Below are 15,644 nucleotides of genomic sequence, written 5' to 3'. Positions count from 1 at the left end.
CCCGGGCTCAGGGTCGCCGGCGCGAGGATCAGGGTCGGTTCGGGGGACATCCCGATACCGACGCCGCACCCGCGCTCCTACCGTCGAGGTATGAGCACCTTCGACGCCTCCGCAGCCTCCTTCCGGCCGACCCTGTCCCGGCCGCGCCACGGTCGCATGATCGCGGGCGTGTGCGCAGGGATCGCGCGCCGCTTCGGCTGGGACCCGACCGTCGTGCGCATCGTCGCCGCGGTCTCGATCCTGCTCCCCGGCCCGCAGGTCGTCGCCTACCTGATCCTCTGGGCCCTCATGCCGAACGACCGCGACTGAGCCCACCCTCTCGCCGCCGAACCCGGGGTTGCGGGCGATCTCGGGCTCGAGACCGCCCGCAACCCCGGGTTCGGCGTGGGGCCGGGGCCGTCAGCCCGGGAGGCCGCGCATGCGGCGCCGGGCGACGACGATCGTCGCGCCGCCGGCGACCAGCACGACGGCGAGGCCCACCAGGGCGCCGACGTGCGCGCCGGTCGTGGCGAGACCGTCGGGACGGCCCGACCCCGCGCCGTCGGACCCTCCGGCCGTGCCGTCCGCCCCGAGCACCTCGAGCTCCGTCCACAGGACGCGTCCGTCCACCTGCCCGACGACCGCGAACCGGTGCACGCCCGCCGCGGCGTCGGCCGGGACGGTCACGGTCGCCGTGAGCGTGCCCGAGGCGTCGGCACGGTACATCCCGAGGTCCGCCGGCGTGGAGAAGAGGGTCGCGGAGACCCACTCGCCGGGCGCGAAGCCCGCGGCCGTCGCGGTGACCTGCTCGCCCGCGCGGACCCGCGCCGGGGAGAGGGTGACGCCGCCGTGGTTCGCGTCGGTGAGGTCGTCGGCGTCGACCGTGTGGAGCGGGGTCGACGGCGGCTGCTCGCCCGCGCCGGGCGTCTCGCCGGGCTCGCCCGGGCCACCCGGGTTCTCGCCGTCGAGGTGACCCTCGAAGACGTCGCTCGCGGCGCCGAGGCGCAGGAGCACCGTCTCGCCCGTCGCGTCGGCAAGGCCGTCGTTGTCGGTGATCGCCCAGACGGTGCCGTCGCCGCCGATCGTGAGGCCCTCGAGCTTCTCCTGCGTCCAGCCGTTCGTGGCGCGCAGGTCGGGCAGGACGTCGTACGCGAGCGTCTTGGTCACGGCGACGGGGGTCGTGGACGCGGCCCCGACGGCGACGTCCGGCACGTCGACCGCGTAGACGCGCTTGACCGTGGCGGCGGGGCCGTTGAGCTTGTCGCGCTCGATCACGGCGAGCGTGTCGTGGTCGACGACGGTCACCTCGCTCAGGCCCATCCAGTCGCCGCCCGTCGTGGTCTGCTCGAGCGGGTACGCGAACCAGTCCCACGTGCCCGACGCGACGTCGTAGCGGCCCAGGCGCGCGGTGCCCGCCGTGCCGCCCTCGTCGGTCGTCAGGCCGCGCTGGAGCGCGACCCACACCTGCTCGCCCGTCCCCGCAGTCCCGTCGGCCGTCGAGACCGCCGGGGCGACCGCGACGCCCTCGATGCCCTGCTTGCCGAGACCCGCGGCGACGCCCTCGGGGAGCGCGACCGACTCGACGACCGCGCCCGCCGCGTCGACGCGCACGATCGCGTTCTCCCCGCCCTTCGCGCCCTCGACGCCGAGCCAGAACCCGCCGTCGGCGCGCGCCGCGACGCCCTCGACGTCGAGGCCCACCGGGGCGCCGTCGCGCGTGAGGGTCACGGTCCGGTCGATGACCGCCGGGGAGCCCTGGCCGAAGCCGCGCACGTCGAGAGACAGGAGCTGCGTCGTGGAGTACGCGGCGTCGGTCGCCGTCCACAGGCGCTGGGGATCGATCGGGTCCGCGGTCAGCGCGCCGAGCGCGCCCCAGCCGATCGGGGCGCCGGCCTGCGGGCCCTCGGTCGCGTCCGCGGAGACGACGCTCGGGAACTGCGGCGTCCCCGCGCCGTCGGCCCACTGCGCACCGCGCCCGAACACCGTGACGGCCGACCGCACGCCCACCCCGGCGTCGTCCTCCTCGCTCGACACGACGAGCAGGTCGCGCTGCGGGACGACGAGCAGGCCCTCGGGGCCGTTGGTCGTCGCGAGCACCTGGACGAACCGCGGGGCGCTCGGGGCGGAGACGTCGTAGACGGCCACGAAGTTCGAGCGCTCCGAGCCGACGAACGCGTAGCGCGTCCCGCCGAGCGTCGCGACGGTCAGCCCCTCGGGCTCGACGCCCTTCTTCGCGGCGCGGTCCTCGGTGTGCAGGCCGACGCGGACGGCGAGGCGCTCGAGCTCCGCGCCCGCGTCCCACACGACCTCGCCCGACGCGGCGTCGAACACCGACCAGCCGCGCGACCCGCCCTTCCAGTCGCCCTCGTTCGCGGTCGCGACGTGCGCGTCGTCGAGCCAGCCGATCGCGTCGGGCTCGCGCGGCGTCGCCGGGATCGACCCGGTCTGGTCGATCACGCCGTCCTTCTTCACGTCGATCCCGGACACGGCCACCGCGCCCGCGGAGAAGACGTTCTCGACCTCGCCCGTGGCGATGTCGACGACGGCGACCCCGTTGTTCTCCTGGAGCGTCACCGCGACCTTCGTGCCCGCGGGGTTGACCGCGACGTACTCGGGCTCGGGGTCCTGCGGGGTGTCGAGGCTGGCGGCCGCGACGACCGGGAGCGGCGCACCGGCCTCGTCGAGGAAGGAGACGGCGCGGGTCGACCAGGCGGCCGGGTCGTCGCCCGGCAGGTCGAGGATCTGGAGGAAGCCGCCGGGGAGCTGCGGGAGGTCGCCCTCGTCGCCTCCGCCGGCACCGCCCTCGGGCGTCGCCTCCTCGTCACGCTGGTTCTCGATCGCGACGACGGCGTGCGAGCCGTCGGGCGTGACGGCGATCGAGTCGGGCTGGCCGCCGAGGTCGAGCGACCGCACGCGCTCGCGCGTCGCGAGGTCGACGACGTCGAGGCGCCCGCTCGGCTCCGTGAAGCTCACCGACGTGTCCACGACGACGAGGACGTACCCGCCGACGACCGCGACCGACGTCGGCTCGTCGTGCTCCGAGCCGAGCTCGGCGAGGCTCAGCGTGCCGAGGCCCTGCGGCGCGCTCGGGTCGGTGATGTCGAGGAAGCCGATGCGGCGCGCGAGCGCGTCCGTGTGGACGACCGTGCGCCCGTCCTCGCTCACCGCCGAGATCTCGGCGACCGTCTCGGCAGCGGCGTCCTCGCCGGCCGGGCGGTTCTGGAACACGGGGTACGTGGCGAGACGGTGGAACGTCTCGTCCGCGGCGGGCGCCGTCCAGGCGGCTTCCGCCGCGAGGCCGAGCGCCGTCGTCGGGGCCGATGCCGCCCCGGCCGGGTGCGCGGGAGCCGCCGCGAGGGCGGGCAGCGCGCCCAGGCCCAGGGTGAGCGTCGCGCCCGTGGCGACGAGCGCTGCGAGGCGCGTGCGGCGGGCCGGGACGCGCACGGGGGTGCGCGTCACCTTCCGCTGCGGGGCCCGCTCAGGGATGGTGGACATGTCTCTCCTTCGACGAGGGTCGAGCAGAGGCTGGTGTCCCGCGGTGGCGCGACGACGACCGTCCCGGGACCGCCGGGTGACCGGTGGATGAACAGTGCGCACCGGCGCGCGCGGGCCGCCGGAGGCCGTCCATGTGCCCCGAGCAACAGGTTCCGCGGTGGAGTACCTGATACTTCGGCCCCGTGACCGAATCGTGACGGCGGAAGTACCTAGTACTCGCTGTCCACCCCGTCCCGCCGGTTGCTAGCGTCTTTCGAGATTTACCTGCTACTCCACGTCCCACCAATGTTGGCGGGCGCGGCCCCGGCGCACTCTCACGCCGGGTGAGCACACGACCCGCCTCTCTCCGCGCCACGCCCTCCCCCGCTTGTCTTCTCCCCCACTGCCGACCGCCCCGCGACGACGCCGGGCGCGAGGAAGGACGACCGATGACACAGCACGCCTCTCCCCGACCGTCGCGCACGCACACGGTCCTCACGTCCGTCGCGCTCGCCGTGCTCGCCCTCGCGGTGGCCGGCCTGATCGCGTTCCTGCTCGTGTACAACGGCAAGGTCGCCGACGGCGCCACCCGCCTCGACGACGGCGCGGCCCAGCTCTCGGACGGCGCGTCGACGCTCGCCGACGGCACCGCCGAGGCGCAGGACGGCGCCCAGCGCCTCGCCGACGGGGCCGGCGACCTGGAGGACGGCGCCGGCGACCTCGTCGCCGGGGCGCAGCAGGCGTCCGACGGCGCGGCCCGGCTCGCGGCGGGCGGCACCACCGCGCTCGAGGGCGCGACCGAGCTCGCCGCCGGTGCGGACGAGCTGAACGCCGGAGCGGCCCGCCTCGCCGCGGGCAGCAAGGACCTCGACGCCGGGGCTGCGCGCCTCGCCACGGGCAGCAAGGACCTCGACGCCGGGGCTGCGCGCCTCGCGGCGGGCAGCACGCGCGCCGCCGACGGCGCGTCGCAGATCGCCGCGGGAGCGGGCGACCTCAGCGCGGGCGCCGGCGACCTCAGCGCCGGGGCCGCGCGCGCCGCGAACGGCTCCGCCGACCTCGCGTCCGGTGCCGGTCGGCTCGCGACGGGGGCCGGCACCCTCGCCGCGGGGACGACCGAGCTCCGGACAGGTGTGCGCGAGAGCCTCGGCGCAGGGGTCCAGGCCCTCGACCAGGGCCAGGCGCAGCTCTCCGGCGGCGCGGCGCGACTGGCCGGTGGGGTCGCCGCGGCAGACGGCGCGGTCGGCACGATCCAGGCCGGGGTCGACCAGCTGCAGGGAGGAGCGGCCCAGGTGCGCGGCGGTGCGGTCGCCCTCGGCGGAGGCGCCGACGAGCTGCAGGGCTTCGCCGGCGAGCTCCAGCGCTCGGCCGTGACCGTCGGGACCAACCTGGACGGCCTGGCGGCACAGCTGGACAAGATCGCGCGCGGAGAGGTCGCGGCGACCCCGGAGACCCTGGGGACGATCGCCGCGAACCTCCGCGCGCTGGGCAACGGCACCGAGTCGGCTCCCGGCGCGTCCGCGCAGATCGCGGGCGGCGCGGGACGACTGGCGTCGGGCGCGGGCGGGCTCTCCGCGGGCGCGGCCGACGTCACCGCCGGCATCGACCGGCTCTCCGCCGGCCTCGGGGCCGGCACCCCGGAACGGCCCGGGCTCACCACGGGGCTCGCGCGGCTCCGCGCGGGACTCGGCGAGGGCACCCCCGCGCAGCCGGGCCTCGCAGCGGGGGTCCAGCAGCTCCGGACCGGCATCGACGTCCAGCTCGCGGGCGGCATCGACGCGCTGGCCACCGGCGCGACGACCCTGGACGGCAAGATCGGCGAGCTCGAGACGGGTGCCGCGACGCTCCACGGGAAGGTCGGCGAGCTCAGCGCCGGCGCCTCGCAGGTCGCGGACGGCAACGCCGACCTCGCCGCGGGCGCCGCGCGCGTGAGCGGCGGCAGCGCGTTCCTCGCGACGAAGACCTCCGAGCTCGCGACCGGCACGTCCGACCTCGCCACCGGCGCCGCCGACCTCCGGGCCGGGACGACCAAGGCCGCCACGGGCGCCGCCGACCTCTCCGCCGGAACAGTACGGCTGCGCACGGGCGCGGGCGACCTGTTCGCCGGGACGACCCGCCTGGAGGACGGGACGCTGCGCCTGCAGGACGGGCTCACGACGCTGTCCACCGGCGCGACGACCCTCGCGGCGGGCAACGCCGCGCTCGCGGAGGGCTCGGCGACCCTGCACGCCGGGACGACGACGCTCTCCGCCGGGGCGTCGGACCTGCACGACGGCAGCACCCGCATCGCGGACGGCGCGGCGGCGCTCTCCGACGGCACGGTGACCCTCTCCGACGGCACGACGGAGCTCAGGGACAGCGTCGAGAACAGCCCCGTCGGACGGGTATCGCTCGGCATGTCGGCGCTCGTCGGCGGGTCCGTGCTCGCGGGCGTCGCGGGCGTCGGGCTCGGGCTGCGCCGTCGGCTCGCGGCGGTCTGACCGACCGTCGCGCACGGCCGGGCGGCCCCTCCTCACCGCGCGGCCCTCGGCTCGAGGGCGGCTTCACGTCGACGGTGTCGCCCTCGCGGGCGGCGGTCCCGGTGGACAGGACTCCGGGACCGCCGCCCTTCTTCGTGCGCACCGACCGCGGACCCGGGTCGATCTCCCGCCGCGGACCCGGCGCGAGCCACCGGACCGCCACGGGCCACCGGACCGCCACGGGCCACCGGACCGGCACGGGTCACCCGACGCGCACGGGCTACCGTGACCGCGTGACGCTGCTCCTCAAGCTCGTGCTGGCGCCCGCCCTGGTGGTCGCGTCCACGCTCGCCGGGCGGCGCTGGGGATCCCGGCTCACCGGCGTGCTCGTCGGGCTGCCCGTCGTGGCCGGACCGATCCTGCTCATCACCACGCTCGACCACGGCACCGCGTTCGGCGCCGCCGCCGCCTCCTCGGCGCTCCTCGGCCTCACGTCCCTCGCGCTGTTCGCCGTGGTGTTCGGCTGGTGCTCGCGCCGGACGGGCTGGCTCGGTGCGCTCGCGGCGTCGTGGGCCGCGTGCCTCGCGGCGGACGTCGCGCTCGCCCGGCTGACGCTGCCCGCCGGGATCGCGTTCGTGGTGGCGCTCGCGACGTTCTGGGGCGCGTCCCGCGTCATGCCGCCCGACGCGCCGGGCCCTCCGCCGTCGTCCGTCCCGTCGCCCTGGTGGGACCTTCCCGCCCGCGCTGCGACGACGGCGGCGCTCGTCCTCGCCGTCACCACCGCGTCGGGCGCGCTCGGGCCGGCGACGACGGGCGTGCTCGCGCCGTTCCCGATCGCGTCGAGCGTGGTCGCGGCCTTCGCCCTGGCGCAGCGCGGGTCGGCCGAGACCGTCCGCCTCCTGCGCGGGCTGCTGGCCGGGCTCACCGGGTTCGCGGTGTTCTGCCTCCTCGTCGCGCTGCTCGTGGACCGGCTCGGCGTCGCCCCCGCCTTCGGGATCGCCCTCGCCACGAGCGTCGCCGTGCAGGCCGTCGTCCCGCTCGCCGTGCGGCTCGCCGCACCCTCGGCAGCACGGCACGTCGACGACGAGCACGCGTCGACCACGCCGGACGACGGTTCCCGTGACCCGGCGCGGACGGGTCGCCGCTAGCTGCCGCCCAGCACGCCCAGCACGCCCCGGACGGCGATCACCGGCAGGGCCACGAGCATCGCGCCGAGCCCCCACCGCGAGAGGTCGGACGACTCCAGGTCGGGGCGGTCGAGCCGGACCGAGTCGGGGTCGCCCGCGCGCTGGACGACCGGGACGACCTGACCCGGCCGGTACTGCCCCGCGGGCACCTTCTGCTCGGGACGCACGCCGCGTGGACGGTCGCGGGTCGCCAGGACGATCATCTCGGTGGGGTGCTCGACGACCGAGCGTCGGTTGAGCAGGGGCGTGGGCACGACCTGCACGACGACCGCCGTGCCGCGCAGACCGCGGCGGTACGTCCCCGCGACCCTGCTCCGGTACAGGAAGAACACGAGCACGAGGACCCAGAGCACGAGCGTGACGACCGCGACCGCCACCACCAGGACGACCGGCGGGATGCCGCCCAGGTCGGTCTCCCCGCTCACCGGAGGACCGTCCCGCAGAGCGCCGCGCGCTCCGTCCGTCCGTCCGTCACCGCGGGCCTCCCCTCAGCCCCCAGGGCTTCCTCCACCGGTCGGTCGCCGACCCTACCGTCCTGCGCGGCACCGCCGCGACGACCGTCGGCCCACGCCTACTGCCGACGCCGCCGGGCGAACACGACCGCCGCCCCGCCGAGGAACACCAGGACCAGGCCGGCGCACCACGCGAGGGCGAGGACCGCCGTCGGCCCCAGGTCCGTGACCGGTGCGCCCGTCGAGTCCATGCCGACGAGCAGGCCGCGGATCGTCTCGATCACCGGCGTGACGGGCTGGTGCTCCGCGAACCCGCGCAGCCACGACGGCATGGTCTCCGGCGGCACGAACGCGCTCGACACGTACGGCAGGAACAGCATGAAGAAGCTGAACCCCCCGGCCGCCGCGGGCGAGCGCACGAGCACGCCCACGACGGCCGCGACGCTCGTGATCGCGAGCACGTACGCGGCGACGACCCCGACCGCACCGAGCCACTCGAGCGCGTCCGCGTCGGGCCGGAAGCCGATGAGGAACGCGACGCCCAGCACGACGGCCGTCGTCACGAGGTTCTTCACGACGCTCGCCACGACGTGCCCCACGAGCACCGTCCAGCTCGCGATCGGCATCGACCGGAAGCGGTCCATGATGCCGCCGGACATGTCCTGCTCCACGGCGATCGCCGTGTTCGACGCCCCGTACCCCGCGCAGAGCAGGATGATCCCCGGTGTCGCGTACGTGACGTAGTCCGTGCCGACGCTCATCGCGCCGCCGAACACGTACACGAACAGGATCATGAGCATCACGGGCAGCACGAGCGCGAGGACCAGCTCGTCCGGCTCGCGGCGCACGAGCCGCAGCGAGCGCGCCACCATCGTCCCGGCGTCGGCGAGCACGTGGCGGCCCGGCCGGGCCGAGGGGGCGGGGAGGCGCGGCGTCGTGCCCGACGGCGCAGCGGCGGTCTGGGCGGTCATGCTGCGGTCTCCTCGCGATCGGCCTCGTGGTCAGCCTCGGTCGTGCCGCGGTCCCGGTCTCGGGTCCGCGCAGCGTGGCCCGTCAGGGTGAGGAACACGTCGTCGAGCGTCGGCTCGCGCACCTCCCACCGCACGGGCTCGACGCCGGTCGCCGCCACCGCGGCGAGGACGTCGCGCACGTGCTCGACCGACCCGTCGGTCGGGACGCGCAGGGCGGTCGGACGAGAGTCCGCGCGGTCGGGACCGGGGGTGGGGGGCTGCGAAGGCGCCGAGGCCACCACGGTCTGCGCGGAACCGACCCGCGCGGCCTCCTCAGGCGTGGTGAACGTGAGCTCGACGCTCGCGTCGCCGACGCGGCGCTTGAGGTCGGACGGGGACCCCTCGGCGACGACGCGGCCGTCGTCGACGAGCGCGACACGGTCGGCGAGCTGGTCGGCCTCCTCGAGGTACTGCGTCGTGAGGAACAGGCTCGTGCCGTCGGCGACGACGCCGCGGATCACCTCCCACATCGTCTGGCGGCTGCGCGGGTCGAGGCCCGTCGTCGGCTCGTCGAGGAACATGACCTGGGGGCGGGTGAGGAGCCCGGCCGCGAGGTCGAGCCGACGGCGCATGCCGCCGGAGTAGGTGCCGACCCGACGGTCGGCGGCCGCGGCGAGGTCGAACGCGTCGAGCAGCCCGTCGACCCGGCCGCGCGCGGCCCGGCGGGGCAGGTGCGCGAGGCGACCCATCATCGTGAGGTTCTCGCGGCCCGTCTGCTTCTCGTCGACCGCCGCGTACTGGCCGGTGAGGCTGATGAGCCCGCGCACGCGCGCGGCGTCGCGTACGACGTCGTGGCCCGCGACCGTCGCCGTGCCACCGTCGGGGCGCAGGAGCGTGGCGAGGATGCGGACCGTGGTGGTCTTCCCCGCCCCGTTGGGGCCGAGCAGGGCGAGGACCTCGCCGCGGTGCAGCGTGAGGTCGACGCCGTCGAGCACGCGCACGGGCCGACGTGGGGTCCCGTAGCTCTTGCGCAGGCCGTCGGCGTGCACGAGCACGTCCGGTGCGGGCATGTGGCCTCCAGGGTTCGGGCGGCAGAACCGCGTGAGATCGAAACTGTTTATGCGATCTACTGTTTCTGTGTACGGTAGACACGGTTTCGCGGGCGGTCAAGGCCCGCGGGAGGATGGCGCGATGACCCCGACCGACCCCGCCGAGCGACGCGCCCTCGCATCCCCCGAGGAGCAGGTCGCGGCGAACGACCTCCCGCCCGTGCTCGCACGCCTCTGGGGTCGCGTCCCGGGGCCGCGACGCGGCCCCAAGCCCGCGCTGACCGTCGAGCAGGTGGTGCAGGCCGCCGTCGACCTCGCCGACGCCGAGGGCCTGCCCGCGGTCTCCATGGCTCGCGTCGCGGAGGCTCTCGGCTACACGCCGATGGCGCTCTACCGGTACGTCGAGAGCAAGGACGAGCTCCTCGTCCTCATGGCCGACGCCGCCGCCGACGTTCTCGCACTGCCCCCGTACGACGAGGGCGACTGGCGCGCCGGTCTCGAGGCCTGGACGCGCGCCCAGATCGCGGGCGTCCTCGCGCGGCCGTGGTTCCTCGACCTGCCCCTGACGACGGCGCAGGTCGGCCCGAACCGGCTGCGCTGGATCGATCGCGCGTTCGCGATCCTCGCACCGCTCGACCTGACGGTGGACGAGAAGCTGCAGGTCGTCGGGCTCCTCGCCCAGCACGTGCTCGGCGAGGGCCGCGTCCAGGTCGAGACCCGGCGCGCGGCCGCGGAGGCCGTGCGCCGCGCCCAGGGCCTCCCCGCCGACACCCCCGAGGCCGACCTCGACGCGGACGCGGTCGCCGCCGCCAACCCGTACGCCGACTACGAGCTCGTGCTCACGCGGCTCGTCGACCCCGAGACCTACCCCGCGCTCACCGGGGCGCTCTCCACCTGGACGCCGACGGCCGTCCAGCCCGACGACTGGGAGAGCGACATCGGATTCGGCCTCGACATCCTCCTCGACGGGATCGAGGCCTTCGTCGCCCGGCGCGCCGCCGCGCGCGGGGCCGCCGACCGCGACTGACCGGCCACGCTGCCGGGTCCGAGGGCGAGACGTCGTCGATGCGCAGGGCCGGTCAAAGGGCCGGTCAATGGGCCGGTCGAGGGGCCGGTCGAGGGGCCGGTCACAGGGCCGGTCAGGGGGTCGGCTGGACCGGGGCGTCGGGCACCTGGACGTCGGGCAGGTCCGGCAGGTCGAGCGTCGGGACGTCGATGCTCGGGATGTCGATGCCCTCCATCCGGTCGCGCAGCTCCTCCTGGCGGATGCGGTTGTTCTCCTGGATGCAGGAGAGACGGGTCGCGGGACGGCCGCCGCACTCCTGGACCTCCGAGTCCGGGTCGCGCGGGGCCTTCGGCGACTGGACGTAGCGGCCGTCGGCGTCGTGCGCGTTCGGCGTGACGGGCAGCGCGACGACGGCCGCGACGCCGCCGAGGGCGAGGAGCGCCGTCAGGACGAGGAGGACCGCTGCGCCCAGCCCGGCGCGGACCGCCGCGGCGGCGCTCACGGACGGGCGCTCGTCCGACGTCGCACGCTGCTGCGCCGCCACCCGCCACGCGACCCACAGCCCGACCAGCACGGGGAGCACGAACGCCACGGCGGCCAGCGCCGCGACCGGACGCGCGTCCTCGCGCGCGAGCGCCCCCGGCCCGATCGCCGCGACGACGACCGCGACGATCCCCAGCACGACCGTGCGACGCACCGCGGCCCCCCGCAGACCCGAGCGCAGCCCGGCGATCCGCGCCGCGCCCGCCGGGCCGGGCGGGAGGTACCCCAGGTCGCGCGTCTGCCTGAGCATGGCCGCGTGCAGGACGGCGGACGTCACGGTCGTCACCGCGAGCACCGCGCCCAGGGCGACGAGGAACCCGCGCACGACGACGGCGTCGCGCACCACGTAGAGCAGCGCGAGCCCGGCGAGCACGCCCACCCAGCCCACGACGACCGCCGCGACGGTCCCGCCCCGGAACGGCGTCTGGCGCAGCGTGCGGCGCAGCAGCCCGCGCGGGACCTGGAGGAGCACGGGGAGCACGCGCAGGGCCGTGATCGCCGTCCACAGCAGGACGACGATCCCCCACAGCGGCACGCTGCCGACGGAGGCGTCGCCCATCGAGAACGTGACGACGAGCGCGACCGCCCCGACGAGCAGCACCGGCATCTCGACGAGGCGCAGCACCTGCTGCCACACGCTGAGGTGCAGCAGGTAGCCGGCCTCGGCGTGCTCCGGGTTCATCGCGAGGACGCTGCTGTACCCCTTCGCGCTGCGCCCGGTGTCGAGGGCGAGCGCCGCGTCGAGGTAGAGCAGGTCCTCGTGCTCCGGGGCGACGGCGAGGCCCTGACGCACGAGGGTGCGCGCCCGGTCGTCGTCCCCGAGCCGCGACCACAGCCGTGCCGCCTGCGCGAGCCGGTCGGGGTCCTCGGGCGCGAGCGCGAGCGCACCGTCGATGCGCTCGCGCGCGAGCCTCCGGTCGGCACCGCGAACCCGGCCCGACAGGTGGGTGTCGGCGAGCTGCAGGTGGTACCGCGCGTCGTCGGGGTCGAGCTCGAGCGCCTTCGCCGCGGCCTCGCGCGCACCCTGCACGTCGCCCGTGTTCTGGCGCGCGACCGACAGCAGGTGCAGCGCGCCGTCGGCCGCGGGCTGCGCGCCGACGACCTGCTCCAGGAGCGGCAGCGCCTCGGCCGACCGCTGCAGGTGCAGCCGCACCCAGGCGGCGGCCAGGAGCAGCCGCGGGTCGTCGGGCACGCTCGCGAGCGCGTCGTCGACCTCGTCGAGCGCGCGCTCGGGTCGCCCCATCTGGACGAGCAGCTCCGCGCGCGAGGCGACGGCGCGCGGGTCGGTCGTGGTGGTCACGGTCGGGTGCCTCCGCGGCTCAGAGCATGCGCCGCGCGCGCAGGTACGCGGCGAGGTCGTCGTAGCGGCCGTCGTTGTTCGCGAACGTGACGACGTTGCGCGCGGACTGGAGCCACGCCGTCGTCGAGGGGCGCACGTCCGCGAGCGCCGCCTCCAGGTCCGCCATGGTGATCGGGCGCACCTGCCCGGTCGCGATGGAGTCCATCATCGCCTTCTCCGCGGCCGTCGCCGCGAGGTGCTCCAGGTCGGCGCCGGAGAAGCCCTCGGTGCGCCGGACGACCGCGCGCAGGTCGATCCCCGCGACCGGGCGGCCCGCGAGGTGGTGGCGCAGGATCGCCTCGCGCGCGGGCTCGTCGGGCGGCAGCACGAGCACGACACGGTCGAACCGCCCCGGCCGCAGGAGCGCCGTGTCGACGTCCCACGGGTGGTTCGTGGCGCCGAGGACGAACAGCCCGTCGTTGTCGGAGCCGATGCCGTCCATCTCCTGCAGGAGCTGGTTGACCACGGTCCGCATGCCCGACGACCCGGAGTACTGCGCGCGCTTGCCGCCGATCGCGTCGACCTCGTCGAGGAACAGCACGGCGGGCGCGAGCTGTCGCGCCCGCTGGAACAGGGCGTGGAGGTTCTGCTCGCTCTCCCCGATGTACTTGTCGAGGATGTCCGCGAGCGTCACGGTGAGGAACCGTGCGCCGAGCTCGCCGGCGACGGCCCGCGCCATGTACGTCTTGCCGGTCCCGGGCGGCCCGTAGAGCAGGAGCCCGCCGCGCAGGGACTTGCCGAACGCCTTCGCGATCGCCTGGTTGCGCATCGGCTCCAGGAACGCCTCACGGATGCGCTGCTTCACCGGCTCCAGGCCGCCGACGTCCGCGAGCGTCACCGTCTCGCGCGAGACCTCGAGCAGCCCGGACCCGTCGTCGGGGGCGTCGTCGCGCGCAGGGACGAGGAACGGCTGGCCGCCCGGGGCCGGGACGCCGCCGCCGTCCTCGTGGGGCGGCCCCTCGCGGGGCGGCACCTCGCCGGCCGGTGACTCGACGGCCGGTGGCTCGACGAACGGGGCCGGGACGTGGACGCCCACCTCGTGCTCCAGCCGGTCCCAGTCGATGCCCGACGGCGCCGCGGGGCCCGGGGCCGCGGGGGTGCCGCGCACGGCAGGCTGCACGGGCTCGGCGGGGATCCCCGTGGTCGGGTTCGCGGGCGCACCGGGGGCGCGCGGGACGGTCGTGTCGGACGGGACGCCCGTGATGATCCCGTCGTCGAGGCCGCCGGGGGCGGACGCCGGCGCGTGCAGCCCGGCGACCGGGGCCGGCGGCGTGGCGGGTGCCGTCGCGGGCCGGTCGGCCACGGGGCTGCTTCCCGTCGCCGCGGCGACGGCCGAGTCCTGGACGAGGCGCAGCGCCTCGCCGTCCGACGGGTCGATCCGCAGCGCGGCGCTCGCCTGCTCGAGCGCCTCGACCGGACGCCCCGCCGCCAGCAGGAGGCTCGCGTAGTGGACGCGCAGCGGGGCGCTCGACGGCGCGGCCGCCACCGCGGCGGCGAGCGCGGCCAGGGCGTCGGACATGGGTGCTCCTCGGGTCGGGCGGGGACGACGACGCCGGTGCACCCGTGAGAGCGGCCGGCCGGGAACAGTGTGCCCCGGACCGGTGACGCCGACCATCGGCACAACTCCCCGAGGCAACTGCTTGCCGCAATGGAAAGTAGATGCTTGGATGGCATCCATGAGCACCGACGACACGACCGCCCGCCCCGCCCCCAGCCCGGCCGAGGCCACCTCCGCGCTGGAGCACGCCGCACGGCTCGCCGCCTCGACACGGACCCGCGGCTGGCGCTGGGTCCGCCTCTACCTCTCGGGCTGGGCGGCGGCGAGCGTCGGCCTCGTGCTCGCCCTGGGCCTCGGCGGGCGGATCGGGTTCGTCGTGGGCATGAGCGCCTGGGCCGTGATCGTCACGGCGGGTGTCACGTGGGCCGCGCGCCAGGGCAGCATGGCCGCCGGCACGCGCCGCCGCCTGGTCCTCGGCGCCGGCTCGTGGGCCGTCGTCTACGGCGCGACGCTCTTCGTCGGGCTCGACCGGTTCGCGGGCGACGTCGCGTTCTGGGTCCCCGCCGCCCTCGTCAGCGCGGTCCCGCTCCTCCTCGCGGCCTGGCTGCCCGCACCGCGCGACGCGGCGGCGTCCGCGTGACCGCCGGACGCGGCGCCGCCGACGACGCCGTCGAGCACCACCCCCGCCACACGCTCGACGAGGTGATCCACTCCCCCGTGCGCCTGTCGGTCGTCGCGGCGCTGTCCGGCGTCGAGAAGGCGGACTTCAAGACCCTGCGCGACACCATCGAGCTCTCCGACCCGACGCTGTCCAAGCAGCTCACGGTGCTGGAGGCCGCGGGGTACGTGGAGATCTCCAAGGAGCGCTCGGGTCGTCGCGCGCGCACGTGGGTCCGGCTGACGAGCACCGGGCGCGACGCGCTCGCCGCGCACCTCGACGCGCTGCGTGCCATCGCGGACCTCCGGCTGCCTCCGGCGCCGTCCCCGGGAGCCTGACCGTGCACAGGCCCGGACACCGCGGCCCCCGTCCACAGCGGGCGCCGGACGGCGCCTCCGTGTCGGCGGGACCGGGCAGAGTGGACGCATGACGACCGACACGACCGCGTCGACACCCCTCGCGGTGCCCGACGACGCGCCCGCCGACGCCCCCGGTCCCGGCGCCCGCTGCTTCGGCGACGGGGACCCGCTCTACGAGGAGTACCACGACACCGAGTGGGCGGTCCCGGTGCACGGGGACACGGCACTGTTCGAGCGCCTGGCGCTCGAGGGGTTCCAGTCCGGCCTGTCCTGGATCACCGTGCTGCGCAAGCGCCCCGCCTTCCGCGAGGTGTTCGCAGGGTTCGACCCGGAGGCCGTCGCCACGTTCGACGAGCCCGACGTCGAGCGCCTGCTCGGCGACGCCCGCATCATCCGCAACCGGCAGAAGATCACCGCGACGATCGACAACGCGCGCGCCCTCCTGGTGCTCCAGGAGAGCGGGCGCACGCTGGACGAGCTGATCTGGTCGTTCGCACCACCGGCCCGCCGCGAGCGCCCCGCGACCTGGGGCGACGTCCCGGGGCTCACCCCCGAGTCGACCGCGCTCTCGAAGGCGCTCAAGAAGCTGGGCTTCCGGTTCGTCGGGCCGACGACGGCCTACGCCGCGATGCAGGCGTGCGGCCTCGTGGACGACCACCTCGCCACCTGCCCCGTCGTGCTGCACCGGCCGTGA

At 76.1% G+C, this 15,644-nt stretch carries 13 protein-coding genes; 7 read left to right on the top strand and 6 right to left on the bottom strand.

Annotation, left to right across the window (positions count from 1 at the left end; all coding sequences use genetic code 11):
- The first annotated feature begins 90 nt into the window (after positions 1-90).
- Complete coding sequence (locus ACFC2L_RS06125) at positions 91-309, top strand: PspC domain-containing protein (RefSeq protein WP_375823399.1); 219 nt, start codon at positions 91-93, stop codon at positions 307-309.
- A 90-nt stretch (positions 310-399) separates the two neighbouring features.
- Here the strand turns inward: ACFC2L_RS06125 and ACFC2L_RS06120 are convergent, their stop codons facing one another.
- The gene (locus ACFC2L_RS06120) at positions 400-3,474 is read right to left on the bottom strand and encodes an esterase-like activity of phytase family protein (protein ID WP_375823398.1); all 3,075 of its coding nucleotides are present in this window, start codon (positions 3,472-3,474) and stop codon (positions 400-402) included.
- A gap of 428 nt (positions 3,475-3,902) precedes the next feature.
- Here ACFC2L_RS06120 and ACFC2L_RS06115 point away from each other — a divergent pair, with 428 nt between their 5' ends.
- Together ACFC2L_RS06115 and ACFC2L_RS06110 are read left to right on the top strand one after the other, a co-directional pair.
- On the top strand, positions 3,903-5,930 hold the full coding sequence (locus ACFC2L_RS06115; protein WP_375823397.1) for a hypothetical protein: 2,028 nt from the start codon (positions 3,903-3,905) through the stop codon (positions 5,928-5,930).
- A 272-nt stretch (positions 5,931-6,202) separates the two neighbouring features.
- The gene (locus ACFC2L_RS06110; RefSeq protein ID WP_375823396.1) at positions 6,203-7,057 is read left to right on the top strand and encodes a hypothetical protein; all 855 of its coding nucleotides are present in this window, start codon (positions 6,203-6,205) and stop codon (positions 7,055-7,057) included.
- Here the strand turns inward: ACFC2L_RS06110 and ACFC2L_RS06105 are convergent.
- The 3 genes from ACFC2L_RS06105 to ACFC2L_RS06095 all read right to left on the bottom strand — a co-directional run bounded on the left by ACFC2L_RS06105 (position 7,054) and on the right by ACFC2L_RS06095 (position 9,568).
- Positions 7,054-7,521 (bottom strand): hypothetical protein, encoded by a 468-nt coding sequence (locus ACFC2L_RS06105; RefSeq protein ID WP_375823395.1) that lies wholly within the window; start codon positions 7,519-7,521, stop codon positions 7,054-7,056. The genes ACFC2L_RS06110 and ACFC2L_RS06105 overlap by 4 nt on opposite strands.
- Before the next feature lie 146 nt (positions 7,522-7,667).
- Entirely contained in the window at positions 7,668-8,519 is an 852-nt protein-coding gene (locus tag ACFC2L_RS06100) for an ABC transporter permease (protein ID WP_375823394.1), read from the bottom strand.
- Positions 8,516-9,568 carry an ATP-binding cassette domain-containing protein gene (locus tag ACFC2L_RS06095; RefSeq protein WP_375823393.1) on the bottom strand — a complete coding sequence of 351 codons (1,053 nt, stop codon included), beginning with the start codon at positions 9,566-9,568 and terminating at the stop codon, positions 8,516-8,518. The genes ACFC2L_RS06100 and ACFC2L_RS06095 overlap by 4 nt, the downstream gene beginning before the upstream one ends.
- A 121-nt stretch (positions 9,569-9,689) precedes the next feature.
- On the opposite strand from ACFC2L_RS06095, the gene ACFC2L_RS06090 reads away from it, so the two are divergent.
- On the top strand, positions 9,690-10,574 hold the full coding sequence (locus ACFC2L_RS06090; RefSeq protein ID WP_375823392.1) for a TetR/AcrR family transcriptional regulator: 885 nt from the start codon (positions 9,690-9,692) through the stop codon (positions 10,572-10,574).
- A gap of 112 nt (positions 10,575-10,686) precedes the next feature.
- Here ACFC2L_RS06090 and ACFC2L_RS06085 read toward each other — a convergent pair whose 3' ends face one another.
- A complete protein-coding gene (locus ACFC2L_RS06085; RefSeq protein ID WP_375823391.1) occupies positions 10,687-12,396 on the bottom strand; it encodes a tetratricopeptide repeat protein in 1,710 nt (569 codons plus the stop codon).
- A 19-nt stretch (positions 12,397-12,415) separates the two neighbouring features.
- Positions 12,416-13,954 carry an ATP-binding protein gene (locus ACFC2L_RS06080; protein ID WP_375823390.1) on the bottom strand — a complete coding sequence of 513 codons (1,539 nt, stop codon included), beginning with the start codon at positions 13,952-13,954 and terminating at the stop codon, positions 12,416-12,418.
- Between the two features lie 157 nt (positions 13,955-14,111).
- Between ACFC2L_RS06080 and ACFC2L_RS06075 the strand changes: the two genes are divergently transcribed.
- From ACFC2L_RS06075 to ACFC2L_RS06065, 3 genes are all read left to right on the top strand, one after another.
- Positions 14,112-14,573 carry a hypothetical protein gene (locus ACFC2L_RS06075; protein WP_375823389.1) on the top strand — a complete coding sequence of 154 codons (462 nt, stop codon included), beginning with the start codon at positions 14,112-14,114 and terminating at the stop codon, positions 14,571-14,573.
- A complete protein-coding gene (locus ACFC2L_RS06070; RefSeq protein ID WP_375823388.1) occupies positions 14,570-14,929 on the top strand; it encodes a winged helix-turn-helix domain-containing protein in 360 nt (119 codons plus the stop codon). Before ACFC2L_RS06075 ends, ACFC2L_RS06070 begins: the two co-directional genes overlap by 4 nt.
- Positions 14,930-15,017: 88 nt before the next feature.
- Positions 15,018-15,644, top strand: coding sequence for a DNA-3-methyladenine glycosylase I (locus tag ACFC2L_RS06065; RefSeq protein WP_375823387.1), 627 nt, complete (start codon positions 15,018-15,020; stop codon positions 15,642-15,644).

Source organism: Cellulosimicrobium sp. NPDC055967 (assembly GCF_042269845.1).
GTDB lineage: Bacteria > Actinomycetota > Actinomycetes > Actinomycetales > Cellulomonadaceae > Cellulosimicrobium.
Note: the sequence above shows the minus strand (reverse complement) of the source record. Positions and strands in the feature narration are given on the sequence as shown.

Excerpts from the sequence above, each read along its gene's own strand:
- ACFC2L_RS06125 (WP_375823399.1), top strand. The coding sequence starts at position 91 with ATGAGCACCTTCGACGCCTCCGCAGCCTCCTTCCGGCCGACCCTGTCC.
- ACFC2L_RS06120 (WP_375823398.1), bottom strand. The coding sequence starts at position 3,474 with ATGTCCACCATCCCTGAGCGGGCCCCGCAGCGGAAGGTGACGCGCACC.
- ACFC2L_RS06115 (WP_375823397.1), top strand. The coding sequence starts at position 3,903 with ATGACACAGCACGCCTCTCCCCGACCGTCGCGCACGCACACGGTCCTC.
- ACFC2L_RS06100 (WP_375823394.1), bottom strand. The coding sequence starts at position 8,519 with ATGACCGCCCAGACCGCCGCTGCGCCGTCGGGCACGACGCCGCGCCTC.
- ACFC2L_RS06095 (WP_375823393.1), bottom strand. The coding sequence starts at position 9,568 with ATGCCCGCACCGGACGTGCTCGTGCACGCCGACGGCCTGCGCAAGAGC.
- ACFC2L_RS06090 (WP_375823392.1), top strand. The coding sequence starts at position 9,690 with ATGACCCCGACCGACCCCGCCGAGCGACGCGCCCTCGCATCCCCCGAG.
- ACFC2L_RS06080 (WP_375823390.1), bottom strand. The coding sequence starts at position 13,954 with ATGTCCGACGCCCTGGCCGCGCTCGCCGCCGCGGTGGCGGCCGCGCCG.
- ACFC2L_RS06075 (WP_375823389.1), top strand. The coding sequence starts at position 14,112 with ATGAGCACCGACGACACGACCGCCCGCCCCGCCCCCAGCCCGGCCGAG.
- ACFC2L_RS06065 (WP_375823387.1), top strand. The coding sequence starts at position 15,018 with ATGACGACCGACACGACCGCGTCGACACCCCTCGCGGTGCCCGACGAC.